This window comes from Acinetobacter defluvii (genome assembly GCF_001704615.3).
Classification (GTDB): Bacteria; Pseudomonadota; Gammaproteobacteria; order Pseudomonadales; family Moraxellaceae; genus Acinetobacter; species Acinetobacter defluvii.
Genome location: NZ_CP029397.2, coordinates 315,525 through 341,003, shown reverse-complemented (window position 1 = coordinate 341,003; position 25,479 = coordinate 315,525). Strand labels below are relative to the sequence as shown.

The 25,479-nt window shown below is 37.5% G+C and carries 21 protein-coding genes; 9 read left to right on the top strand and 12 right to left on the bottom strand.

Annotation, left to right across the window (positions count from 1 at the left end):
- Positions 1-193: 193 nt before the first annotated feature.
- The 3 genes from DJ533_RS03945 to lpxO form a co-directional block, all read right to left on the bottom strand.
- Positions 194-625, bottom strand: a complete 432-nt coding sequence (locus DJ533_RS03945) for a PH domain-containing protein (protein ID WP_065993339.1) — start codon at positions 623-625, stop codon at positions 194-196.
- 152 nt (positions 626-777) lie between these two features.
- A complete protein-coding gene (locus tag DJ533_RS03940) occupies positions 778-1,401 on the bottom strand; it encodes a PH domain-containing protein (RefSeq protein WP_065993338.1) in 624 nt (207 codons plus the stop codon).
- 142 nt (positions 1,402-1,543) lie between these two features.
- Positions 1,544-2,461 (bottom strand): lipid A hydroxylase LpxO, encoded by a 918-nt coding sequence (lpxO, locus tag DJ533_RS03935; protein WP_065993337.1) that lies wholly within the window; start codon positions 2,459-2,461, stop codon positions 1,544-1,546.
- 609 nt (positions 2,462-3,070) lie between these two features.
- Between lpxO and fadB the strand changes: the two genes are divergently transcribed.
- Positions 3,071-5,224, top strand: a complete 2,154-nt coding sequence (gene fadB / locus DJ533_RS03930) for a fatty acid oxidation complex subunit alpha FadB (protein WP_065993336.1) — start codon at positions 3,071-3,073, stop codon at positions 5,222-5,224.
- Between the two features lie 12 nt (positions 5,225-5,236).
- Positions 5,237-6,409, top strand: a complete 1,173-nt coding sequence (gene fadA / locus DJ533_RS03925; RefSeq protein ID WP_065993335.1) for an acetyl-CoA C-acyltransferase FadA — start codon at positions 5,237-5,239, stop codon at positions 6,407-6,409.
- Positions 6,410-6,460: 51 nt separating this feature from the next.
- Here the strand turns inward: fadA and DJ533_RS03920 are convergent, their stop codons facing one another.
- The 3 genes from DJ533_RS03920 to DJ533_RS03910 all read right to left on the bottom strand — a co-directional run bounded on the left by DJ533_RS03920 (position 6,461) and on the right by DJ533_RS03910 (position 9,064).
- The gene (locus tag DJ533_RS03920) at positions 6,461-7,186 is read right to left on the bottom strand and encodes an HIRAN domain-containing protein (protein ID WP_065993334.1); all 726 of its coding nucleotides are present in this window, start codon (positions 7,184-7,186) and stop codon (positions 6,461-6,463) included.
- A 12-nt stretch (positions 7,187-7,198) separates the two neighbouring features.
- Positions 7,199-8,152, bottom strand: coding sequence for a HipA domain-containing protein (locus DJ533_RS03915; RefSeq protein WP_065993333.1), 954 nt, complete (start codon positions 8,150-8,152; stop codon positions 7,199-7,201).
- A gap of 162 nt (positions 8,153-8,314) precedes the next feature.
- A complete protein-coding gene (locus DJ533_RS03910; protein ID WP_065993332.1) occupies positions 8,315-9,064 on the bottom strand; it encodes a hypothetical protein in 750 nt (249 codons plus the stop codon).
- Positions 9,065-9,261: 197 nt separating this feature from the next.
- Between DJ533_RS03910 and DJ533_RS03905 the strand changes: the two genes are divergently transcribed.
- Complete coding sequence (locus DJ533_RS03905; protein WP_065993331.1) at positions 9,262-9,966, top strand: DsbA family oxidoreductase; 705 nt, start codon at positions 9,262-9,264, stop codon at positions 9,964-9,966.
- A 75-nt stretch (positions 9,967-10,041) separates the two neighbouring features.
- On the opposite strand, the gene DJ533_RS03900 is transcribed toward DJ533_RS03905, so the two are convergent.
- Positions 10,042-10,242, bottom strand: coding sequence for a dodecin family protein (locus DJ533_RS03900; protein WP_065993330.1), 201 nt, complete (start codon positions 10,240-10,242; stop codon positions 10,042-10,044).
- Positions 10,243-10,991: 749 nt separating this feature from the next.
- Between DJ533_RS03900 and DJ533_RS03895 the strand changes: the two genes are divergently transcribed.
- Positions 10,992-11,228, top strand: a complete 237-nt coding sequence (locus DJ533_RS03895; protein WP_407647741.1) for a hypothetical protein — start codon at positions 10,992-10,994, stop codon at positions 11,226-11,228.
- A gap of 222 nt (positions 11,229-11,450) precedes the next feature.
- Entirely contained in the window at positions 11,451-12,590 is a 1,140-nt protein-coding gene (locus DJ533_RS03890; RefSeq protein WP_065993328.1) for a hypothetical protein, read from the top strand.
- Between the two features lie 159 nt (positions 12,591-12,749).
- On the opposite strand, the gene htpG is transcribed toward DJ533_RS03890, so the two are convergent.
- The 5 genes from htpG to DJ533_RS03865 all read right to left on the bottom strand — a co-directional run bounded on the left by htpG (position 12,750) and on the right by DJ533_RS03865 (position 18,526).
- Positions 12,750-14,669, bottom strand: coding sequence for a molecular chaperone HtpG (gene htpG / locus DJ533_RS03885; RefSeq protein ID WP_065993327.1), 1,920 nt, complete (start codon positions 14,667-14,669; stop codon positions 12,750-12,752).
- A gap of 91 nt (positions 14,670-14,760) precedes the next feature.
- Complete coding sequence (locus tag DJ533_RS03880) at positions 14,761-15,090, bottom strand: lysozyme inhibitor LprI family protein (protein ID WP_065993362.1); 330 nt, start codon at positions 15,088-15,090, stop codon at positions 14,761-14,763.
- 192 nt (positions 15,091-15,282) lie between these two features.
- A complete protein-coding gene (locus DJ533_RS03875; protein ID WP_065993326.1) occupies positions 15,283-15,870 on the bottom strand; it encodes an OmpW/AlkL family protein in 588 nt (195 codons plus the stop codon).
- 318 nt (positions 15,871-16,188) lie between these two features.
- Positions 16,189-17,556, bottom strand: coding sequence for a Na+/H+ antiporter family protein (locus DJ533_RS03870; RefSeq protein ID WP_065993325.1), 1,368 nt, complete (start codon positions 17,554-17,556; stop codon positions 16,189-16,191).
- A 97-nt stretch (positions 17,557-17,653) separates the two neighbouring features.
- Positions 17,654-18,526 (bottom strand): alpha/beta fold hydrolase, encoded by an 873-nt coding sequence (locus tag DJ533_RS03865; protein WP_065993324.1) that lies wholly within the window; start codon positions 18,524-18,526, stop codon positions 17,654-17,656.
- Positions 18,527-18,644: 118 nt separating this feature from the next.
- Between DJ533_RS03865 and DJ533_RS03860 the strand changes: the two genes are divergently transcribed.
- From DJ533_RS03860 to DJ533_RS03845, 4 genes are all read left to right on the top strand, one after another.
- Positions 18,645-19,133 carry a PaaI family thioesterase gene (locus tag DJ533_RS03860; RefSeq protein WP_171488529.1) on the top strand — a complete coding sequence of 163 codons (489 nt, stop codon included), beginning with the start codon at positions 18,645-18,647 and terminating at the stop codon, positions 19,131-19,133.
- A 141-nt stretch (positions 19,134-19,274) separates the two neighbouring features.
- A complete protein-coding gene (locus DJ533_RS03855; protein ID WP_065993323.1) occupies positions 19,275-20,741 on the top strand; it encodes a UvrD-helicase domain-containing protein in 1,467 nt (488 codons plus the stop codon).
- A gap of 61 nt (positions 20,742-20,802) precedes the next feature.
- Positions 20,803-22,188 (top strand): AAA family ATPase, encoded by a 1,386-nt coding sequence (locus DJ533_RS03850; protein WP_065993322.1) that lies wholly within the window; start codon positions 20,803-20,805, stop codon positions 22,186-22,188.
- A gap of 450 nt (positions 22,189-22,638) precedes the next feature.
- On the top strand, positions 22,639-25,476 hold the full coding sequence (locus DJ533_RS03845; protein ID WP_065993321.1) for a monovalent cation/H+ antiporter subunit A: 2,838 nt from the start codon (positions 22,639-22,641) through the stop codon (positions 25,474-25,476).
- Positions 25,477-25,479: the final 3 nt, after the last annotated feature.

Genomic DNA, 25,479 nt, shown 5'->3' with positions numbered 1-25,479 from the left:
TTTACATCTCTACCCACTCCACTTTAAAAAAACATTACCATTTTTTGCAAGCACCAATCAATATTATTTACTCAAAGAATTGATTGATTCAAAAGGCGATTTTTTAAAAAGTATCTTAAACAGCTCACATTAAAGATAAACAACAAAAAGCGTAGATTGATCGTTTGCAGAGAAATATTTATTTAAAAACATTCTACACAGCCACTTCTATCTTTGAGTTTTTCTGCTGCAATGCTTGATAAAACTTTTGCGGGTTTCGAGGAGAAACTAAAATATATTTGGATTTACCCTCGTTTAAATATTCAATTTTTAAACGATTTAAAGACAATGCAGGAGAAGAAATAGAATGATTCGTTTTACTTATTTTTTCAATATTTACGATAGGAACCCTCCATTTGAACAACAGACAATGAATGGTTAAAGTATTTTCGCCCACGACATAACGTGTATTCAATATAGGCCACCATAGCACTGCAATGGTTATGATATATACTGCGGTATGTTCGGTATATTCTTGCATCGTCCCCTTTGCATACATGGTCACCAAAAGCTGTAATAACAGTCCCGTCATGGCAATAATAAAACCTAAAACCCACCAATCAATTTTACTTCGAAATGTCTGCATGTTGTTTTGCTCTATTCGCATCATCAAATATTTAGTACTGCTATTCTAGCCAAATCCCTTAATATTTTCATGGATTTATTTCAATTCACCTACATTGTTTAAAATAGAAAAAAATGCCCTTTCGGGCATCTTAATCACATGCTCTTGAAGACTTAATTCTTTAAATAACGCTCAAAAATTTCAGAGAAATCGTAATTTTCAATTTCTTTAATACGTTGATTCGCATACTCTTCAACTTGGTGTGAGGTCTGATTGATAATTTCTGGTAAATTTAAAATCACCTGTTCACTCAGCTCACGTAGATTAAACATTTTCTGCACATTTTCGTTGCTTTGCAGCAAGATATTACGCTTACGATTGATCTCTCGACAGGTTTCACCAATTGTAAATAAAGCCTTATACAAATCACGAATTTTTTCGATTTGTTTTTTATCAATATCAATCGAGAAAGTTTGCTCACCCAATTGAAATTTGATTTCTGCATCCAAATCAACTGTGCCCGCCGTTTCAAGCAATACATTTTTGATCGGATGATGTTTATATAAATAACGATATAGCATGCGTTTTTTGCTCATAGCACTTTTACCATCTAAATGCATAAACGCAACATTGGTAAAACAATATTCATCCGTTTTACTTTTGATCACAAAGAAAATTTTTTCATTGTCTTCATGAAAAATATAATCATCAATATCGGTTTTATTAAACTCATGTGGTTCAACAATGACTCCAATATCACTTGTTCCCATGACTTCAGAGGCTAAATTTTTAAACATCTAGAGATTCCATCTTATTGCTTTGTCTTAAAAATTTAGCAGTTTTACATGCTCACTCAAGTTGATAATTGTTATTCATTTATGTTGAATCCGCCATTCATAAAAAAACGCCTTGACAGGCGTTTCAATCATAAAAATGAATTTAGTCAAAAACATAAGGTCGAATAAAAATGAGGAAGAATAGTCCTAACATCAGAAACCATTTTAGAAAGTAGTACAGTGAGCGATTCGTTTTTTTCAATGCTTTGGCTTTAATTCGAACTTGATAAACATAACCAAAGACTTTGTTTAAGCCACCAGTTTGATCACCTGCTTCATTAGGTGAGCTTGCCGCAGTCATGACTTTTTTGCCAAACCAATGATTAAAAGCTTCCATCCAACCTGCAGTTAATGGTCGCTCAACATCTGCAAAGAAAATGATACGATTTTGATCGGTTTTATTTTCAGCATAATGAATATAAGTTTCATCAAATACTACACTTTCACCATCACGCCATGAATACTTTTGACCATCTACATCAATAAAACAACGATCATCGTTTGGAGTCATTAAACCTAAATGGTAACGCAATGAGCCTGCATATGGATCACGATGACGTACTAAACGACTGTCTGGTGCCAGTTCCGTAAACATAGCGGCTTTAATAGTGGGTAATGTTTTCAATAATGCTGTAGTTTTAGGGCAGAGTTCTGACGCAGATGGATGTGCTGAGTCATACCATTTCAGATAAAAACGCTTCCAACCTGTTTTAAAAAATGAGTTAAAACCTAGATCATCATAGCTACTTGAAGCCTTAATACCACCTTGAGCATACAGGGCTTGTGCTTCATCTCGAATCATTTCCCAATTTTCATCTAATACTTTCAAATCTTGAAAATATTGGGTGTCGATATAGGGTTGATTCGGTACTTTCGAAAACATATACATTAGAAAGTTAATTGGTGCGAGCAGCGTAGAATGGTCAAAAAATTGCCGATAAAACGAATGACGCACTGTTCCGCGATTTTGAATATATAGCGCTGAAATCACAAAAATCGCCAATATGATCCATTTAATCATAAGGTACTCTTTTCAAATATTCAGGGGAGTCTTTCATTATAAACCAAGACAGGAGTTCAAAATATTAAACTCAAGGTATATAAATTCTAGCAAAACTAAAACATTAAAATTCAGTTATTTTCTCATAAAAAGAGATTTATCAGTAAGAAAATATGATTAATATTAAACAATTAAAGCTAACAATACAGAATAATTTTAAGGATCAAAATTTATCAGAAATAATTTAGGTTACATATGATGTAGTACACTGTTATCTCTTGGTAATATTTTTTGTTGCCTGTATTGACCTAAATGACCAGTTTACCACTGCAATAAGTACAATACAAAGTTACAAAAATGATTAAACTCCGCTCAAAAAATAAAATAAATATCAATTAAAAACAAAGTCTTAAATTGTAAAAACCCCATCCGCTTTTACTCTAGGCATGCATTACTTATAGCACATTATAAAAAAATTCATGACCCTTGCGTCACGGCTTGATACAACTTGTTAGGTTATTTTTGGATATAGTTATCGTAAGATTAGAGAAGTCGAAATGTGTGTAGAAAAAATACACATGCACTTCAAAACATCAACTTAGAAGTCCTCCAAAAAAAGGAGATCAGGGCATGATCCACGCTGGCAATGCCATTACCGTCCAAATGCTTTCGGACGGAATTGCAGAATTCCGCTTTGACTTACAAGGTGAGTCGGTTAACAAATTCAACCGTGCAACGCTTGAAGACTTTAAAGCTGCTATCGAAGCTGTAAAAAATAACAGCGAAATAAAAGGCTTAATCGTAACAAGTGGCAAATCTACATTTATCGTCGGTGCAGACATCACTGAGTTTGGTGAAAACTTTGCACAAGGCGAACAAGCGATTGTCGATTGGGCAATGCCTGTACACGACATTTTCAATGCTTTTGAAGATTTAGAAATTCCTAAAGTTGCTGCAATCAATGGCATCGCATTAGGCGGTGGTTTTGAAATGTGCCTCGTGTGTGACTACCGTGTCATGTCTGAAGCTGCAACTGTAGGCTTACCTGAAGTTAAACTCGGGATCATTCCTGGTTTCGGTGGTACAGTCCGTTTAAGTCGTGTGATCGGTATCGACAATGCGGTTGAGTGGATTGCAACATCTGCGAACAAACGTCCTGAGGCTGCACTCAAAGATGGTGCTGTAGACGCGGTTGTTGCTGCCGATAAACTACAAGAAGCTGCGATTGACCTTGTAAAACAAGCAATCTCTGGTCGTTTAGACTGGAAAGCAAAACGTCAAGAAAAATTAGAGCCTGTTAAACTTGACATGCTTGAACAAATGATGGCGTTTAACTCATCTAAAGGTGTGGTTCTTGCGAAAGCAAATCCTGCTCAATACCCTGCGCCGAAACTTCTCCTTGATTCACTTCAAGCAGGTGTCAGCCAAAAACGTGATGAAGCGTTAAAAGCTGAAGCTGAAGCATTTGCTAAAGCTGCGGTAACGCCACAAGCAGGTGCATTGATTGGTTTATTCATCAATGACCAAGTTGTGAAAAAAGCATCGAAAAAACATGAAAAAGGTGCGCATCCTGTAAACCAAGCGGCTGTTCTAGGTGCTGGTATCATGGGTGGCGGTATTGCTTACCAAGCGGCGAGCAAAGGCACACCAATCATCATGAAAGACATCGGTAACCCACAACTTGCATTAGGTATGTCTGAAGCGAACAAATTGTTGACTAAACAAGTTGAACGTAAAAAGATGACCCCTGCAAAAATGGGTGAAACGCTTGCACGTATCCGTCCAACTTTAAGCTATGATGAGTTTAAAGAAGTGGACATCGTGATTGAGGCAGTCACTGAAAATCCAAAAATCAAAGAAGCTGTATTGAAAGATACTGAAAGCAAAGTACGTGATAACACGATCATTGCATCTAACACGTCGACGATTTCAATTACGCGTCTTGCAAATGCATTGGCTCGTCCTGAAAACTTCGTCGGTATGCACTTCTTTAACCCAGTGCACATGATGCCACTTGTAGAAGTCATCCGTGGTGAGAAGACTTCTGAAGAAGCAATCGCAACCACTGTTGTTTTAGCGCAAAAAATGGGTAAAACACCAATCGTAGTGAATGACTGCCCAGGCTTCCTTGTAAACCGTGTCTTGTTCCCTTACTTCGGTGCGTTTGACCTTCTTTTGAAAGACGGTGCAGACTTCCAGCAAGTGGATAAAGTGATGGAAAAATTCGGCTGGCCAATGGGTCCTGCATACCTCATCGATGTGGTTGGTATCGACACAGGTGTACACGGCGCAGAAGTGATGGCAGAAGGTTTCCCTGACCGTATGAAGCCAGACTTCAAAGGTGCGATCGATATCATGTATGAAAACAAACGTCTTGGTCAAAAAAATGACGTTGGTTTCTACAAATATGAGTTAGATCGTAAAGGTAAAAAAGCCAAAGTAGTTGATCCAACTGCGTACGAGCTTGTTGCATCTATGGCGACAACTGCAAAACACGAGTTTGATGCTCAAGAAATCATTGACCGTATGATGCTTGCTTTCTGTAACGAAACTGTTCGTTGCTTAGAAGACAACATCGTATCTACTGCTTCTGAAGCAGATATGGCAATGATCATGGGTGTAGGTTTCCCTCCATTCCGTGGTGGTCCATGCCGTTACATCGACCAAACTGGTGTTGCTGAATATGTTGCGCTTTGCGACAAATATGCACACTTAGGTAAGGCTTATGAAGCGCCACAAATGTTGCGTGACATGGCTGCTAACAACAAAAAATTCTACGGTTAAGGAGCAACGTGAATGGCTACTTTAAATCCACGTGACGTTGTCATCGTTGATGGCGTACGTTCTGCAATGGGTAAAACCAAAAACGGTATGTTCCGTAATGTACGTGCTGATAGTATGTCTGCTGAACTCGTACGTGCTTTAGTTGCTCGTAACCAGTTTGATGTCAATGAAGTTGAAGATGTCGTTTGGGGCTGTGTAAACCAAACTTTAGAGCAAGGGATGAACATTGCTCGTAACATCGTGCTTTTAGCGGATCTTCCTAAAACTGTTGGCGGTCAAACGGTTAACCGTCTATGCGGTTCATCTATGCAAGCAATCCACACAGCTGCTGCTCAGATCGCAACTAACCAAGGTGATATTTTCATCATCGGTGGTGTAGAGCATATGGGTCACGTAGGCATGATGCACGGCATTGACCTGAATCCAGAAGCATCTAAGCACTATGCCAAAGCATCGAACATGATGGGCTTAACTGCTGAAATGTTAGGTCGTATGAATGGCATTAGCCGCGAAGAGCAAGACAAGTTTGGTGTTGAATCTCACGTTCGTGCTTGGACTGCAACGCAAGAAGGTCGTTTTAAAAATGAAATCGTGGGTATTGAAGGTCATGATGCGAATGGCTTCAAAATCCTGTGCGATGTGGATGAAGTGATTCGCCCAGATGCAAACTTAGCTGCATTTGAAGCGTTACGTCCTGTGTTTGATCCGAAAGGCGGTACAGTAACAGCTGCAACTTCTTCAGCTTTGTCTGATGGTGCATCTGCAATGTTGCTCATGTCTGCTGAACGTGCACAAGCTTTAGGTCTTAAGCCTCGTGCTGTGATTCGCTCTATGGCAATTGCAGGTTGTGACGCTGCGATCATGGGTTATGGTCCTGTTCCTGCAACGCAAAAAGCACTTAAACGTGCTGGCTTGAGTATGGATGACATCCAAACTATCGAGTTAAACGAAGCGTTTGCTGCGCAAGGTCTTTCTGTCATGAAAGGTCTTAATATTTATGACAAGCAAGACATCATCAATCACAATGGTGGTGCTATTGCTTTAGGTCACCCACTGGGCTGTTCTGGTGCGCGTATCACAACAACTTTATTGAACGTGATGGAACAACAAGATACGCAAATTGGTCTTGCGACCATGTGTATTGGTCTTGGTCAAGGGATCGCGACAATTATCGAACGTGTTTAATTCTTAATTAAATACTGAGATATAAAGAAACCCCGCTGAGTGCGGGGTTTTTTAAATCACGGTAAAACCATCATCATGAAAAGGTTCAAAGCCTTCAGGCCATAAAGTTTTCATTTCACACAAGATTCGAAATTGAGAAGGTGCATCATGATTCACTTTGACTACTGAAAACTCAACGGTTTGATTATTATCAAAGGACAACAATTTTTTTAAATCACGACATAAATAATGTGGTAAATAACCTACCTTAACTTTCTGATCTTTAAGTAGAATCGTAGCATCGGAATCTACACCATTAGAATTATCAAATTGATAATTTAATTCATCTCCTGCACAAATTAGCTTTAAAGACTCCTTTTCATCTACTGTTAGATAATTAATACTACTAATAAAAAATTTTACACAATAATAATTATTATGCTTTTTAGGAATATCAACGATACGAAAATGATCAGTCTTTTTTTCACCACCAGAAATAGCTAATAACTCTAGATAGTCTTTAGAATCAGGAGACAAACCAGACCACTCGAACATACTATCATGTTCGGGTCTACTCTCTGGGATCAATCTATTTTTGAAAAAAGTGAATAACTTCTCTGACTTATATTGTTTCTCCTTATTTTCCATGCTAGGGAAATAAGTAAAATTTTTATGTTCAGCGCCTTTAGTGTAATTAAAGATATATTCAAGTTCAGATTTTTGAGTCAACTTAGCAACTGGATACCACATTCTTGTATCTGCTGTATCCTGCCAAAGTACGAAAACACTTTTCATCATGACATTTTCACCCTAAACATCTTTACTAAACTCTTTATTCAATTGTAATAAATTCTCTTTATTACAAATGATTAATTCCAATGTGAATCTCTTTGCAATATCTGACATTAATTGATCAGGTATTTTATCAATAATACCCCTTATTTGATCAGAATCGATTGATTGCAATTTATCTAACCAAGTTAAAGCAGCCTTCTTCTCTATTAAAGCATATTGCCTAAAAGCTTCAAGTAACTTTAGCCGCTTGCCCGTTAATGGGTCTTGAAATTGTGATTTAGCCTTTCTTACATAATTTGTTACTAGTTGTCCTTTATCTCTACTTTCAAGTCTCAGTTTTCTAGTTTCATCACTCTCATTTCTAGCAAAACCAGCACCATGATCATAACTTGGAGCCAAATGAGTATCACCTTTTGAAGTCATAATCATTCCCCAATTTTCATTATGCCTGTCTTGGTTAGAAATTAGTGCATCAAACATTAGATACCCTACAAAAAAATCACTCGCAGTTTTAATATTCGATAAACTTGAAAAACCTAAAGGCTTTCTCTCAATTTTATCATTCATTACTTTATAAACATGCTCTATATATTGAATATTAGGGTTCTCTACGCCTAATTGTAAAATATGTTCCTGTAGTAACTCATTTCCTGTTGTAAGTGACTCAGAGCGTTGTGCTAAATTCTTATTGATGAAGTTTTTTGTGATAACACCGCGTACCCCTTTATAAATAGCTAATTCATAGTGGGCATGTGGTAGGCTTAATAGTTCAGCAAGTTCACAAGCTATTTTTTCCGCCCAATCTTCACCTAACCGTTCACCTGTACTTGACGTAACACTTTTAAATAAATACTCATCATCCTGATTTACATACCAGAATTTACTCTTAGTACCCAATTGCTCCAAAGAATCTGAATCAAATTCAGAAATATCATATATTGCATATTTAATCTCAACATCTTCCTGCATGATCCCTCTAGATTAATTTTTTAAAGTTAAAAAAAGAAGTAGTTTACGACACAGTTTGTCGTTATAAATAAAATTTCATTCTAATTTTGATTATTAACATAATTTTACTATTTCTCCAAATTAAACAAAAAAGCCAATCAATCGATTGGCTTAAAATTTATCTCAAAACTCCCCTTCAATCTCTTCAGCATTCTGTTTTTTCTTCTGCTCAATCTCTTTATTTAACTTTAAAACATCCTGATACAAAGCATTAAACTGCTTCACTTGAGCATCCTTTTGGAACATGATTTGCCCATTTTCCTTATGCCAATCATTCTCTTTCAATAACACAAACATCTGTTCCGTCTTATCTAAAATTTGCAACTCCACCACAATCAAAGCGCTTTCCTGATCTAACTTTAGATTTTTCTCTAATTTTTCCTGTAAAGGTTGTTGCAACATATGATCAATGTCTAAAGTCTTCACTTTTGCCAAAGCATCTTGCTTATCTGCCAGATTTTGACGTTGATACTGTGTCATGATCCGACGCACCGTTTGTAACATTTGCTCAGTTTCAACGAACTTCTGCTTACGATCAGCATCTAAACGATTCACATCTAAAACGTGATTCCATTTTGCAGCTTCCAAATCCCTTAAATACGTATTACGAGTTTCAATATTATTTAGCCAATAATTTAAAATAAACTCAGACAAAACCTGATAATCCCCACTTAAACGTGCATCATGCACATCCATCGTGACAGGCTTCGACCAATCTTGCGCAACATCATATAAAGTCTGCATTTTTTCAGTCATGACCACATCAAACATTTGCCGTTGTGCCTCACTCTGTTTCAACTGATAATGCTGATAACCCAAATAAGCAACAATCGCTAAAATAACCACAACAACAATGCTCATGATCCGACGCATAAATCTCTCTTTCATAAGGAATAATCATTAGATTAACCTAAATTTTATAAACTGTATAATTTTCATGCACATTTATAGATAAAATAGATAAATCAGTACTCAATCCCAATTCCGTCAATATCTCTCACTAAAAAAGCTTTAAATCCTGAAACGATGAGGCTACCCTCTTACTTAATTAAGCCATTTAAGGAATCCCCATGCGTGTAGATATTTGGTCAGATGTCGTTTGCCCATTTTGTTATATCGGTAAAAAACGCTTAGAAGCCGCAGCACAACAAGCCGAGATCGAACTTGAAATTCATTGGCATAGTTTTGAACTCGATCCTGAAGCTCCAATTCGTCAAGAAATTTCTAACTCTGAGCGCCTTGCACAAAAGTATGGTCGTACATTGGCTGAAGTCGAAGACATGCAACGCAATATTGCAGCGATGGCAAAAGAGGAAGGTATCGAGTTTAATTGGGAAAATGCCAATTCAGGAAATACGTTTAATGCACATCGTATTATTCACCTTGCGCAAAGCAAAGGACTTGGTTCAGAAGCCAAAGAAGCTTTTTTCTATAGCTATATGACACAAGGTTTACCAATTGGTGAGCGGGAAACGATTGAGGATGTCGCTTCACGAATTGGCTTAAATCCTGTTGAAGTCGATGATGTATTGAACTCAGATGAATTTGCAGACTTTGTCAAATTTGACCAAGAAGTTGCGCGTGAACAGCTCAAAGTCACAGGTGTACCTTTCTTTGTATTTGATCAACGTATTGCCCTTGCTGGTGCACAACCACGTGAGGTTTTTATACAAGTACTCGAACAAGCATTATCCACGACGTCAAACCAAGAGCTCGAAAACTCACAAAGCGATATTTGCAATGAGGACAGTTGTGAAATAGTCGATCAAAAATAATCTAACCGTCTATAATCAAAAAAGCCCACAGCATTGTGGGCTTGGCACTCAAGATCATTTTTGACATTGATTCGATTATTCAACCAAGAAACTTACTTTTAAATTCACACGATATTCAGTAATTTTATCCTCTCTTACGATGACTTTTTGTTCGTTGATCCAAGCCCCTTGGACATTTTTTACAGTTTCAGTGACTTTTTGGATACCTGTTTGAATAGCATCTTCAAAACTTTTATTACTGCTTGAGTTTACTTCAACAACTTTTGCTATTGCCATGATTTATACTCACTTTTTATTGGTAAAAACTTATCATAATTGATTATTTTGCTATTTTTAATTCGTTTAAAAAATAAACACTTTTTAGCAACATGATTGTCACATAACTAAAAATATGCCGTCTTTATGTAAAGTTAAATGATGAAACTGTATATTTAGTATGCAATTGATTTTTTTATTAATGTGCTTTTTTTGGTCAGATTACAACAAAATTTTGTTAAATAACAATAACTTTTAAAATAGAGTTTTATAAAAAAATATCGTTAAATCAATTATATTTTTATAATATATATGTAAAATACATTTTCTTATTGCGCCAAAAATGACTTAAATTTGTCAGTTCTCATTATTTGCTTAACTTTGATCCGTATTTTAAAGACTATTCATCGCACGCAAGTTGCTATATTCTATGCGACAGAATTTAGTTAACCAAATTCATGCGCTGTAAGTTTTCTTTTATTTTTCTTATTTTATAAGACTAAAAATCCTCCTTTATGGAGGATTTTTAGTTTCTAAGGTTTTAAAAACAAAAATTGTCCGCTTATTTATTTGTATTCAATTCAATACTTCTCTGCTATTTACAGCTTTGTACATTTTGTTTACGCAGTGCAATTTAGCTTAACCAAAAGGCGGAATAACTTACAGCTAAACTACAGCTTAATCAGTCTATTCCATCTTATGGTAGTTACATCGGTTCATGTGAATAACAATTTCAGCATGAAATTTTTCATCCATTAACGTAGAGAGATATTATGACTGATACAAACCCAAATTCAGAACTATTGACGACAGATTCAAATAATTCTTCCCATACAGAAAATGCCCAGCCCAATAAAAAATCACGTTTCTCACCGACTGTTAAAGGTGCATTAATTGGTGCAGTTGCGGGGAGTATTCTTCCTGTATTTGGCACATTTAGTGGTGCATTGGTGGGTGGTATTGCAGGCAAAGTTTATGAAAAGAAATATTGTCCTCATTCCGCTTAGCTTTTAAAATTTGTACAATCAACCAAACCTCTTCTATCTAAATAGAAGAGGTTTTTTATAGTCTGCATTTCAGTGAAGGTTCTAATTTTGTAATCGACAGGTAAATTGTAAGAAAATATTCATTACTTGCTTGAAAAATCAACTATAATTTCTGTATTCATCCTAATGATCGGACTGAACCCATATTTATATTTTAAATCAAATAGTTGGATACAGAACATTATGGAAAAAATTATATACTCAGTTCCATTTTATAAAAGCTCTATCCTTTTACTTGTTTGTCTAGCGAGTACGTATGGTTATGCGCAAAATACAAACTCAACGACGAGCACAAATACTGCACCAATTTATATCCCTTCGCCACAGTTTGAAGGTGATTTTAATGTATTAGAATATATTCCAAAGTTATTAGATGCCACGCCTACTGTTTTACCAGAAGAATCGGATGAGCCTATTGTCCCTTCTACACAGCAAACAGAAAATGCCACATGGATGGATCAAAAGCAAAAAGGTGTTCGAAATTGGGCGGATCGAACAGCTACTCGTATGAATAATTGGTTTGGTGAAAGCGATCCAAATGATCCAGCGTCAGCCACTTTACGAATTTTGCTCGATAATCGTTGGAATGAACATGATGGTTATGATATCAAACCGCGTATTCGAGGGAAAATAAAATTACCCGCATTAGAAAATCGTCTGAGTCTGGTTTTTGGTGATGACTCCTTAGACAATGAAATAACAAATAATATTGCCATTACCAATGAAAACCCAAGCGGCAATCCAGATAAATCCGTAGATGGTAAACGTATCCGTGATGACAATAGTTCCATTGCATTACGTTGGTCACAGTTATCGAAGAAATTACCTTTTGATGTAGATGCAGACCTTGGTATTCGCTCTGGTGATGATATTTACGCACGCTTAAAAGCAGAGAAAGACTGGCAACTCAGTCATGATTTCACCTTCCATGCTGAGCAAATTTATCGTTATGGCATCGATAGTGAAAATTATCTACGGACAAATTTAGAATTAACCCATGCGCGTCCTAATCAAGCCTTTTTATCTAATCAATTGAATTTAACCTACGCTGATGAGCAAGATGATGATTTAACTTGGGATAATCGTACTTATCGCCAACATCAATTTTTTAAAGGCAACCGCTTTAACTATGGTATTTATACAGGTGGTTTTTATAATAATGACGATTTGCGTTTAAATAGTTGGGGACCCTTTGTTTCTTGGCGTCAACCTTTAGGACGTGAATGGTTTTATATTCAAGGCGATTTAAACTACTTTAATGATCACCGTGAAGACAAAAGTCATTATTTAAGTACTTTAGTCCGTTTAGAAGCATTATTTTAAAGCGTGATTTTAATGATCTGTGGATAAGTAAAGACTTATCCACTCATGTTTTTATGTTATCCACAATTGTATTTTTTTCATCTAATTTTTCAACAAAAAATAACGCCAGCACATAAAAAAGCCCATCGCTCACGACAGGCTCTTTTTCAGCAGCATTGCTTATTTTAACAATAAATTATTAATACGTTTTACATATTCCGCAGGGTCATCAGGTAAACCACCTTCTGCAATCACCGCTTGATCAAAGATCACGTTGGCAAGATCATCAAATTGTGCTGAACCTTCCAATTTTTTTACCAATGGATGCTCTGGATTAATTTCAAGAATCGGTTTTGACTCCGGAACAGCTTGTCCTGCTTGTTTCAACATACGTATCAATTGTGGAGAAAGCTCACCTTCACTGGTCACTAAACATGCAGGAGAATCCACCAAACGTGTCGTTACACGTACTTCTTTGGTTTTGGCTTTAAGTGAATCAGACAATTTTTCAACGACAGGTTTAAACTGCTCTGCAGCTGCTTCAAGTGCTTTCTTCTCTTCAGCATCTTGTAAATCACCAAGATCAACTGCACCTTTTGCCACGTTTTGCATTGGCGTGCCATCAAACTCATGCACGAACTCCATTGCCCATTCATCCACACGATCTGCCATAAGCAAAACTTCGATGCCTTTTTTACGGAACAATTCCAGTTGTGGTGAGTTTTTCGCTGCTACCAAGCTATCTGCCGTCACGTAATAAATGGCTTTTTGCCCTTCTTTCATACGTGCTTTATAAGCTTCTAGTGAAGTCGACACCTCATCATTGGTCGATGTTGCAAAGCGCAATAATTTTAAAATACGTTCACGATTAGCAAAGTCCTCGCCCAAGCCCTCTTTAATTACTGAACCAAATTCAGCATAGAAGGTTTTGAATTTCTCTTGGTCTTTTTCATCTTCTGATTTTGCCAACCCATCCAACATGGTGAGAATACGGCGAGTATTTCCTTCACGAATGGTTTTAACATCACGACTTTCTTGTAAAAGTTCACGGCTAACGTTAAGCGGAAGATCCGCACTATCGACCACACCTTGTACGAAACGCAAATAATTTGGAATCAAGTTATCCGCATCATCCATAATAAAAACACGTTTTACATAGAGTTTAATGCCTGCTTTGGCTTCACGTGTGAAAATATTACCTGGTGCTTTGCTCGGCACATAAAGCAATTGCGTATATTCCGTACTACCTTCGACACGGTTATGCGCCCATGCCAGAGGTGCTTCAAAGTCATGCGTTAAATTTTTGTAGAAATCAACATATTGCTCTTCGCTGATCTCATTTTTGTTACGGGTCCACAACGCACTTGCAGAATTAATCGCTTCCCATTCATCAGTTTTCACATACTGACCGCCTTTAGGCTCTTCACCTTCAGCAACCTCTTCTTCCTGCCATACTTCTTTTTGCATCTCGATTGGCAAGCTGATGTGATCCGAATATTTATTGATGATTTGTTTAACTTTATAAGATTCTAAATATTCAAGTGCATCATCACGTAAATGCAAAATAATGTCTGTACCACGACTCTCTTTGTTGATTTGCTCAACTTCAAAATCACCTGTTCCTGCGCTAATCCAACGTACACCATCAGTCGCTAGTTCACCTGCACGGCGTGATTCTACTGTAATTTTTTCAGCAACGATAAAGCCTGAATAAAAACCTACACCAAACTGACCAATCAACTGTGCATCAGATTTCTGATCGCCAGTGAGTTTGGACATAAAGTCTTTGGTACCCGATTTTGCAATGGTTCCTAGGTTATCAATCGCTTCTTGTTGAGTTAGACCAATCCCATTGTCAGAAATGGTAATCGTCTTTGCCTCTTTATCTAAGCTGACACGGACATGCAAATTTGGATCATTTTCATAATAATCAGGATGGTTAATCCCTTCAAAACGCAATTTATCACATGCATCTGAAGCATTTGAAATCAATTCACGTAGGAAAATTTCAGGGTTTGAATAAAGTGAATGTGTCACCAAATGTAAAAGCTGTGCAACCTCAGCTTGGAAACTATGCTTTTGTGCGCTTTGCTCACTCATAAATCACTCCTTAAACTCATAACACTTTTTTATTGAATGCTTTAGAAATGGAGTGACTTAAGAATATTTCAATAGGATAAACTAAAAAAATTTAAAATGGTCCTTGTTGATAGACACGCTCCATGTATATATCAAGTTTTTGTTGACGCATTTTATAGACATCACTCAAACACGTTACATTGTCTTGGCATTGATCACGTAAACGTAACCATTTGACTTGTTGATCTTGAATCGCACTACGTGTTCCCATGGGCACTAAACGTTTAATGATGTTATAGGTTGTTGCCATTTTGACATCAGCATCATTTAATGTACGATGTTCGCAAATTGCATGTTCTGTTTTGGTTTTTGCATTTTCGCATTTAAAACTTGCTGCATGGACATTTGAAAATAAAAATAAGCCATTTAAAAGCACAGCCATACCTAAAAATTTATTCGTCATTTTCACAGTGCTCTTTTCAAAAGTTATTTGATTAATCATAAGAAACTTCACTGTTTTTGAATATGATTTTTTGTCTCATTCTGGTAATTTTCAACTTAATTTCTTAAGTCTATTTCATAAAAAAACCTCAGATTAATCTGAGGTTTTTAAGGAACAGCTTAATTCTAAAACTTAGAATCTGTAGCTATAACCCAGTGTATATACCATTGGGTCGATATCTAAATCAAATTTACCACCACCTAACTCATCAATTAAAGTCACTTCTGGACTCAATTGTGCATAACGGGCATCAAAGAATACCCCCCAGTTTTTCGCATCAGCAGGTTTAAAGTTCACCCCAATCTGACCTGCAAAACCAAAGTCTTCTTTGACTTTCTTCGCAGCACCAGACTCATCCCATGCAATAAAAGCTGTACCACCGACACCAATATAAGGTGTGAATGGAGAAGAGTTATTCAAATTATATTTAAAAGTTACTGTTGGTGGAAGATGTTTAATTTTTGCAGCTTTATTACCGTCTAATAAAACATCATGACCAATTGGTGCTGCCAATAACACTTCAGCAGAGAATGGAGTTTCACCAAAGATATATTCTACTGAAGGCGTAAATGCGAACTCATGATCGGCTTTCACCACACCTAAAGCTGTATTTGTATCTTGAGTAGGAGAAATAACAGAGCCACCTACTTTTACTTGCCAATCCGCAAAAGATAAAGTTGAAATTCCCATTAAAGAGACTAGAGCAATTTGTTTTAACATTTTAATACCCCAAGTAAAAAATAAACCTTAGCATTATTAAACACAGCATTTAATTATGTTGCAAGTCACATTTTTAAATATTTTGTAATATTATTTTTAAGGTATTGATTATAATTTAATTTTATTTTAAATCATAGTTTACAAGTTGGTTTTAATTCCAACCTAATTACTAAACTTTAATATTGCTTATATTTAATAGTTATATGCTTTTATTATTAAATCATTATATTAATAATGACGACATCTTTGCAAACAATTCTCATTTTTATAAACGAAAAATTGATAAGATGTCATCATGATTTAGAACGTTTTTAGAGATTAAAGTACCATTGCTGCAACCCAACCAAAGATCAATAATGGAATATTAAAGTGTAAAAAGGTAGGAACAACACTGTCTTTCATATGATCATGTTGACCATCCACACCTAAACCCGCTGTCGGTCCTAAAGTTGAATCAGAAGCTGGCGAACCTGCATCCCCTAATGCTGCTGCTGTACCAATAATGGCAATCGTTGCCATTGGACTGAATCCAAATTGGATACATAAAGGCACATAGATAATGGCTAAAATTGGCACAGTAGAGAAGGAAGAACCAATGCCTAAAGTAATCAACAAACCAATCAAAAGCATCAAAATCGCAGCCAGTCCTTTACTGTTACCTATCCACTCAACCGATGCCGCAACTAAGGTAGGAACTTGATTTGTTGCCTCTATCACAGATGCAAAACCTTGTGCTGAGATCATGATAAAACCCACCAAAGCCATCATACGCATACCTGAAACAATGACATCATCTGCCTCATTCCACTTAAAGATACCGGCACAACTTAAGATCGCAACACCCACCAAACCCGCTAAAATCATAGATTCTGAATATAGCTGTACGGACAAGGTGGCGACTATTGCAAACAGTGCCATGATCAATGTAAAAGTTGCAATCTGTGGTTTTCCATCCTGACCTGCTTTGACTTCATCTGCAATTTTTTGTGTTTTATTTTCAACTTGAATGTCTTGATAATGTCTTGGCTTACGATAACTGACAAATAATGCAAATAATAAACCCACAAACATACCCAAGACGGGGATTGCCATTGCTTTTGGAATTTGATCATAAGTAATAGCAAATCCATAAGGTTTACCAAAAGTGTTAATGTTTTGACCTAATATATCATTTAAGAAAATTGCACCAAACCCTACTGGTACTAACATATAGGTTGCACATAAGCCAAAAGTCAACAAACACGCAACAGCCCGACGATCTAAGTTTAAGTGATTAAACACGCTCAATAAGGGGGGAATAAGTACTGGAATAAATGCGATATGCACAGGAATTAAATTTTGTGAAGAAATGGCAGCTAATGCAATGGTAAAGAAAATTACAAACTTCACTGTTTTCTGTGCTGATGCATTGGCATCTGCTTTTAATGCCTTAATAAGTTTGTACGCCAATAAATCAGGTAAGCCTGATTTCGCCAGTGCGACAGCAAAAGCACCTAATACACCATAAGCAAGTGCAATTTTTGCACCACCACCCAAACCATTATTAAAAGCTTCTAAAGTTCCTTGTAACCCAAGCCCTGCCAATAGTCCGCCTGTCATTGCACCTATAATTAAGGCAAAAACCACAGGTACACGAGCTAAAGCTAGTCCAAACATGACTACAATAGCAGCAATAATTGCGATCATAAGATGAGATGAATAGAAAAAGGGGGCATTTTAACAGAGATTCTGGATAAAATTACCCCCTTCTATCGAGTTATTATTCAACTTATTTTTGGGTACATTAACCTTGCTTCTTGTTGGCAAACTCAGCAATATACCTTGCAATTTCTTGTGGACGACTCAATACAGCCCAATGGTTTGCGTCCACTTCGACACGTTCAAAATCCGCCACCCACTTCGGCATCTCATCAATTAGCTCTGGACTGACAAACTTATCACGTTTTAATACCACAGCCTGCACAGGACAAACTGCATGACGCTGGCGAGGTTTGAGCAAACGTGGCGCAAAGTTGGCACGATACAATGCAATTCCATGTTCACCATCTTTAGAAATATTTGGATTTAATGGTAAATCTTTGGTTTTTTCCAATTGACTCAGCACCATGCCCCAACGATCAGGATTAAAGAAATGCCAAATGGTGGGTGCGACTACAGGTAATTGAAAAACTACGATGTACCAAGACTTAAATAATTGTTTAAAAAATTTACTTTTTTCATTTAAAAACTGATCACGCATCCAAAACGCTGCATGGTCTAAACACGGTCCTGATATCGTGGTATAAGATAAAATACGATCTTTGAATTTTGCTTCAGTTACGGATTCCCACGACTGAATCGAACCCCAATCATGCGCTGCCAAATGAAAAGCCCGATTGGGTAATAATTCATTGACGACACATTCTAAGTCCAAAGATAAACGCGGTAAGGCATAATCACGAATACGTTTTGCCACTGAAGACTGCCCTGCACCACGGACATCATAAGTCACAATGTAAAAATCTGTGACTAATTGTTCAATGATCGGTTCCCATACTTCTTGATTATCAGGGTAACCATGCACCAAAACCAAAGCAGGCTTTTCAGGCTTACCCCATGTTTTTGCAAAAATTTTTTGTTGATCTTGCGTTAAAATCCAATGAGTTTGTGCTTGCATTTAAATACCTTTTTTGTTTTCACATTGACTTTGCAATGACTGTACTGTGCATTTTGATCAATGTCACATCACTTTTGATTATTTATTATGAGCTAAAAATATCGAACTAGAATTGACCATGATCAACGTTATCAAGAAACTACAGACAATCCCATTTATCTCTAAATTTTTCCTGAATCATTATTCACCTTATAAAGGTGCAGGGATCGAAATCGAAAAGATTGATCTGAAAAATTATTATGTCCGTGTCAAAATGCCGTTAACGCATAAAAATCAAAACATTGTTGGTACGCATTTTGGCGGTAGTTTGTATTCCATGATTGATCCATTTTATATGCTGATCTTGATGCATCATTTGGGTGATAAATATATTGTTTGGGATAAATCTGCGACTATTCAATTTTTGCTACCAGGACGTAGCACAGTTTTTGCAGACATTCGCTTAGATTTTGCTGAAATTGAACATGTTAAATCTTTAGCTGAAAATTTTGCACCTGTGCATCGCTCTTATATCTTGAATATTTTTGATGAATCCGGCTCAAGAATCGCTGAAGTGCATAAAACCATTTATATTCGCAGAAAGAAACCTCGTGCATTTCAGCGATAACTGCTATTCACCTCAATAAGCTCTTTTCTGTTCGCTCAAAGCTAGGTGAAGTACTCTCATCAAATTTAAGCATTCTTCTTGGTTAATTTTTGCTATGATGGTGTATTCCATTTTTGCATCATTCAAAGAATTTTTAATACTGTGCCTGATATTTTCAAACCCACCTCAGAACAAAATTTTGCAATTGCAGAAGCTCAAAAAGGTCAATCTTTTAAAGTGATTGCTTATGCAGGCACAGGGAAAACCACCACGTTAAAACTGATCAGTGATGCCATGCCACAGCGTCGTGGCATGTATTTGGCATTTAACAAAGCGATTGCCAGTGAAGCACAACATAAATTTCATCGTAATGTCGACTGTCGTACTTTTCACTCTTTGGCGTTTCGCAGCGTTCCACGTGGAGTTACCGATAAGCTTCGCTTGCCACGCTTAAGTCCAAGTTTCATTGCCAAAGAATATCGTTTAGAACCGATCACTCTACGCCGCATGATGGGCGGACGTTATGAAAAATATGTGCTGATGCCAAGTCGCTTGGCGAGTCTTGTTGCCAATGCTGTCAGTTATTTCTGTTCGACTAGCTCGCAGTATCCCGCACCTCGACATATTCAAGCCCCAAACTGGTTACACCCTGATGATGTAGAAAGCTTACAAAAACATCTTTATCCTGCAGTTGAACGACGTTGGTTGGAGTCAATTGATCAAGATCATCAAGCAGGTATTGGACATGATATTTATTTAAAATTATGGGCACTGTCTGATCCAGTTATTCCAGCCGATTATGTGTTGTTTGATGAAGCGCAAGATGCTGACCCGTTGATGCTCGGGATTTTATTGCGTCAACGCAGTACTCAAGTCATCTATGTGGGTGATGCCCACCAACAAATCTATGCGTGGCGTGGTGCAGTCAATGCCATGCAACAAATGCCTTTACCTGAGTCACGTCTGACTACTTCATTTCGTTTTGGTGAGTCTGTTGCCGAAGTTGCCAATAGTTTATTGGGTGCGTTGAATGAAACTGTACCGTTGTTAGGCAACCCTGACTTAAAATCGACTGTGGTCAATAAACCACATACTAAAATGCGTGATGCAATCTTATGCCGTACCAATGCCCGTGCGATGGAATTGCTATTGTCAGGTTTAGTACAAGGTGACAAAGTCAGCTTACAAGCCGACCATGCTCGTTTAAATCGTTTTGTCGATGCCGCAAGTTTGCTTAAACAAGGTAAACGTGTTACCGATGTACCTGAGCTGGCGTGGTTTAATTCTTGGCATGATGTACATGAATATTGTGAAACCAATGATGGGAGTGATATCAAACCTTTAGTTAAACTGGTCGATGATCATGGCACAGATCCACTTAAAAAAGCACTTGCCAAAATCACCCCGATAGAGCAAGCTGATTATGTCATTTCGACTGCCCATAAAGCCAAAGGTTTGGAATGGAATCGGGTACATCTTGAAGATGATTACCAGTTTAAAATCAATGGACTTGAACATAAAATCAGTGATGAAGAGCTGCGCTTATTGTACGTGGCTTGTACCCGTGCCAAAGTAAGTCTAAATATTCATCATATTTATGACCTTATTCAACAGTTAAAAGCCCGTTAACTTTAAGAAATCAAGCGACTGCATAACTTTTAAAACGCTTATTGATATTTGCAGGTATAGTATGAAACTTCTCTCTCTTCATCTGCGTCACGTTTATCATTTTGCAGATTTAAAACTAGAGTTAAACCCAGCCCAGCAGCCACTTACAGTCATTTTAGGTGCGCAGGCTTCAGGTAAGACTGCTATTTTAAAAAGTATTTATCAATCATTAACATGGTTTGCAGCTCGTTTTAAGGACTTACGCACACCTGGCGTAGTCATGTTAGATCAAGACATTATGCAAAATCGCTTACAAGCTAAAATCGATATTGCGATCCAAATTCCGCATGAATTAGGCACATTGCCAGAAAGTAGTGATTCAAATGCACAAGATCATTCAATTTGCTCATGGCAACTCTATAAAACCTTAAATGCCAATGGTATAGGTATCAGTCGCACGGAAATTACTCAGCTTGAACAATTGGTCGCTTTATACTTAAAAGCCATTCAGCAAGACCCTTTACAGGGTTTACCTATGATTGCGTATTATCCTGTAGACCGTTTTATTAATGAAGTTAATTTACTCAATAAAAATAATCCTGCGGTGATGCAAAGTAATGCAGCCTATGAATTAACAGCAATTTCATTCACCACTTTTGCACGTTTTTTTGAATGGTTTCGAGAAATCAGTGACATTGAAAATGCACAAGCAGCGCAGCTATTTCAACAAATTTTACATAAAAGTGAACGCTCAACGCTACCAAGTGATTCAGTTAAAACCGACTCAAATTTTCAAAGCGCTTTGTTGCAAGCGCGTAGTCATTTACATAGCCCAAACCTACAAGCTCTGAAACAAAGTTTAAATACCGTCCTGCCTGAACTCACGGATATTTTTATAGAATATCAACCTAAGCTGCAATTAATGGTGACGTATCAACATAAAACCCAACCTTTTCAACAACTTTCAAATAGTATTAAAAACTGGATCGCTTTGGTTGGGGATATCGTACGGCGCTTATGTTTGCTGAATCCGTTGAGTTTATACCCATGTTTAGAAGGTGATGGAATTTTACTGATTGACCAAATCGATATCGATTTAGATCAAGAACATGCACAACTGATTTTGCCTCGTTTGCATCAGGCTTTTCCACAGCTTCAAATTATTGTGAGTACCTTACATGAATATTTATTTGAATCTGGTGAAAATATACAGTGCTTACAACTTCAGCAACAAAAAATTCAAGAAATTAAACTCGAACAATATCAGGCGGATTTAGAACAGCTTTATATGCGTTTACAAGACCAAGCTTCCGACAATACTGAAGCAGAACACATTGCAGAAGAAAACTTATCTACCGTAGATCAACTCTTTGCTCAATTCCAAACAATGTCAGCACAAGAGCAACAACACTTACGTGCATTATTGCACATTGATGATGACCAAAATTCTCAAAAGTCTGTGTTGTAATCAGATGTATGCGAATGAAGTAAAAGTCTGCTTTTGCCCATTGCAAGAAATACGCATATTTCTCAAATCATGAATATCGCCTTAGTGTCTATTGTCCTAAGAAAAAGTCAGTTCTTGGCGACAGCATATTAAAACTTTACGCTTGTTGAATAATTTTTAAACAAATTTATTGTTGCATAAGACGTATAATCATACGTGTTTGTGCAAAAACTAACAAAATAAATTGATGTTGAACTGCTCATGTAATAAGATGAAAAAATCAATATGAATTAGATTTTTCAATTCATATCGATTTTTCAATCGTTTTATCAAGTTGTGCAATACAACTTATTTTTTTGTTTTTCTAACATATTTTCGGCTTTCAAGATTTAAGTCATTGGATGGTTCTTTGCTTTCCTCAAATCATTGAAAGATAAAATTCACTATAGGTTTCATCACCTATTCACGACAATGGATATACGTGTGCTACCGATTATCATATTGCTACCGCTCATACTCGGCACGACCCTTGTCTCTTGGCTAAAACATGTCTCGCGAGGGGCTACAGCTTTAGGGGCGATTGGAGTCAGTTTAACCAGTTTCATCTTGTTACTGACTCAAGCAAAGCAAGTCGTTCAAGGTTCTGTGATTTCACAAAGTTGGCAATGGTTGCCACAAGTAGGGATTGATTTAAGTTTCCGTCTTGATGCGCTCGGTTTGATTTTCGCTCTGTTGATTACAGGCATCGGTACACTGATTTATATTTACGCTTATTTTTATCTCAGTCCTAAAAACTCTCTCAGTAAGTTATATTTTTTGCTCATGCTGTTTATGGCAGCGATGTTGGGCATTTCATTATCAAATAACCTAATTATTTTACTGGTATTTTGGGAACTCACCAGTATTTCCTCCTTTTTATTGGTGGGTTACTGGAGTAATTATGAAGCAGCGCAACGTGGTTCACGTATGGCGCTGACCATTACAGGCATGGGTGGTTTAGCCATGCTGGGCGGTTTCGTGTTATTGGGACAAGTGACCCAAACTTATCAAATTGACCAAATTTTAACGATGACTGATACCATTCAAAACAGTCATCTATTTGTTCCTATTCTAGTGCTGATTTTGCTGGGTGCATTTACCAAAAGTGCACAATTTCCCTTTCACTTTTGGTTGCCAAATGCCATGGCAGCGCCTACCCCCGTTTCGGCTTATTTGCATTCTGCAACGATGGTTAAAGCAGGGATTTTCCTGTTGGCACGTTTATTACCCATCTTTGTCGGTTCCGCACTGTTTCATAATATTGTGACCAGCATTGGTCTGTTTACCCTATGCATGGCAGCATTTTTTGCCATTTTCAAAGAAGATTTAAAAGGTTTATTGGCTTACTCGACCATCAGCCATTTAGGTTTAATTGTTTGTTTGCTTGGAGTCGGTTCACCGCTTGCAGTTGCCGCAGCCATTTTCCATATCATTAACCATGCCACCTTCAAAGCTGCGTTATTCATGATCGCAGGAATTATTGACCATGAATCTGGTACACGAGATTTAAGAAAACTCAGTGGCTTATGGCAATTATTACCTTTCACTGGCACATTGACCATGATCACGGCTGCTTCGATGGCAGGCGTTCCATTGACTAATGGTTTCTTATCTAAAGAAATGTTCTTTACTGAACTTTTAGCCAATCTTTCTGGGGCTTATGTGGTACTGGCAGCCATCGTTGCTACCTTGGCAGGTTTATTTGCTGTAGCCTATTCAACCCGCTTAGTACATGGCGTATTTTTCGATGGTGATCTGGGCAAAGATGTACCTAATAAAGATGCACATGAACCCCCAATCGGGATGCGTTTTCCTGCGATTTTATTGGCAATTTTATGTATTGCAGTAGGCTTATTACCTGCTCTTTTGGTTGAAAATATTGTCAATGCAGGTACACGTGCAAGCACGCAAATGGCAGACTTTGCTGGGGTGCATTTAGCCATTTGGCATGGTTTAAATTTACCGTTACTGATGAGTGTAATCGCTTTAATCGGCGGTGTGATTTTCTATTTTGCTTTGGCTAAAGGCAGCCGTATCCGAGAAATTGACCTTGATCCAAAACTTGGACGACTGCAAGGTTATTTAATTTTTGAAAATTTTCTCAAATATTTATTACGTTTTGCACAAAAGCTTAAACGTTCCACCGAAACAGGCTCTTTACAAACGTATTTATTTTGGATTGTTGCATTTAGTATTGTCATCGTTGCTACTCCAATATTTAATCAAGGGCTCAGTACAGGAACGCGTGAACTAACCCATGCACCATTTGTTGCCATCGTTTTATGGCTTGTATTGTTCTCTGGCTGCTGGATGATGCTCTGGTTTCACCATGAACGTATCAAAGCAGTTTTGATCAGTGGTGCTGTTGGCTTAGTCGTGACGATGGTTTTTGTGAGTATGTCTGCACCTGATTTGGCATTAACCCAAATCACTGTCGATGTCGTGACCACTGTACTTTTATTAATGAGCTTATCGTTATTGCCACAGCTCACGCCTTATGAATCAAGTCGTACACGGCGTTGGCGTGATGCTATCTTAGCCATCGGCGGTGGTTTAGGGGTGGGTTGGATTGCATGGTTACTTTTAACCCGTGACCATAATTCGATCTCCTGGTTCTTTGCACAGCAGTCAATTCCGTTAGGTGGTGGTTCAAATATCGTCAATGTGATCTTGGTGGATTTCCGTGGCTTCGATACCTTTGGTGAAATAACAGTATTGGGCATCGCTGCGATTGGTGCATTGTGTTTGATGGATGGTATGCGTGCGCACGGGACAACCATGACCCAAGGCTTAACTTTCCGCTTTAACCCTTCACCCTTAATGTTCCGCATGACTGCATCATGGGTATTGCCACTGGCTTTGGTGGTAAGTCTGTATATTTTCCTACGTGGACATAATTTACCTGGTGGTGGCTTTATTGCTGGTTTAATTACCTCAATGGCATTGGTGATTCAATATATCGGTTTGGGGCAAGACAAAGCTGAACAATTATTACGGGCTAAATCAGGTCGATTATATGAAATCTGGATTGGTACAGGTTTAGTAATTGCAGGTTTAACAGGGCTTGCAGCATGGCTGTGGGGACGTCCATTCCTTACTAGTGCACATATTTATGTTGAAACCAGTATTTTCGGTAAATTCCATCTCGCTTCCGCAGCTGCATTTGACTTAGGGGTCTACATCTGTGTAGTGGGTGCAACAATGTTGCTTATTTCAGTTCTTGGCGACTCTCGACATTCAAGTATGTCTGGTCCTGTACCTAAGGAGTAAATC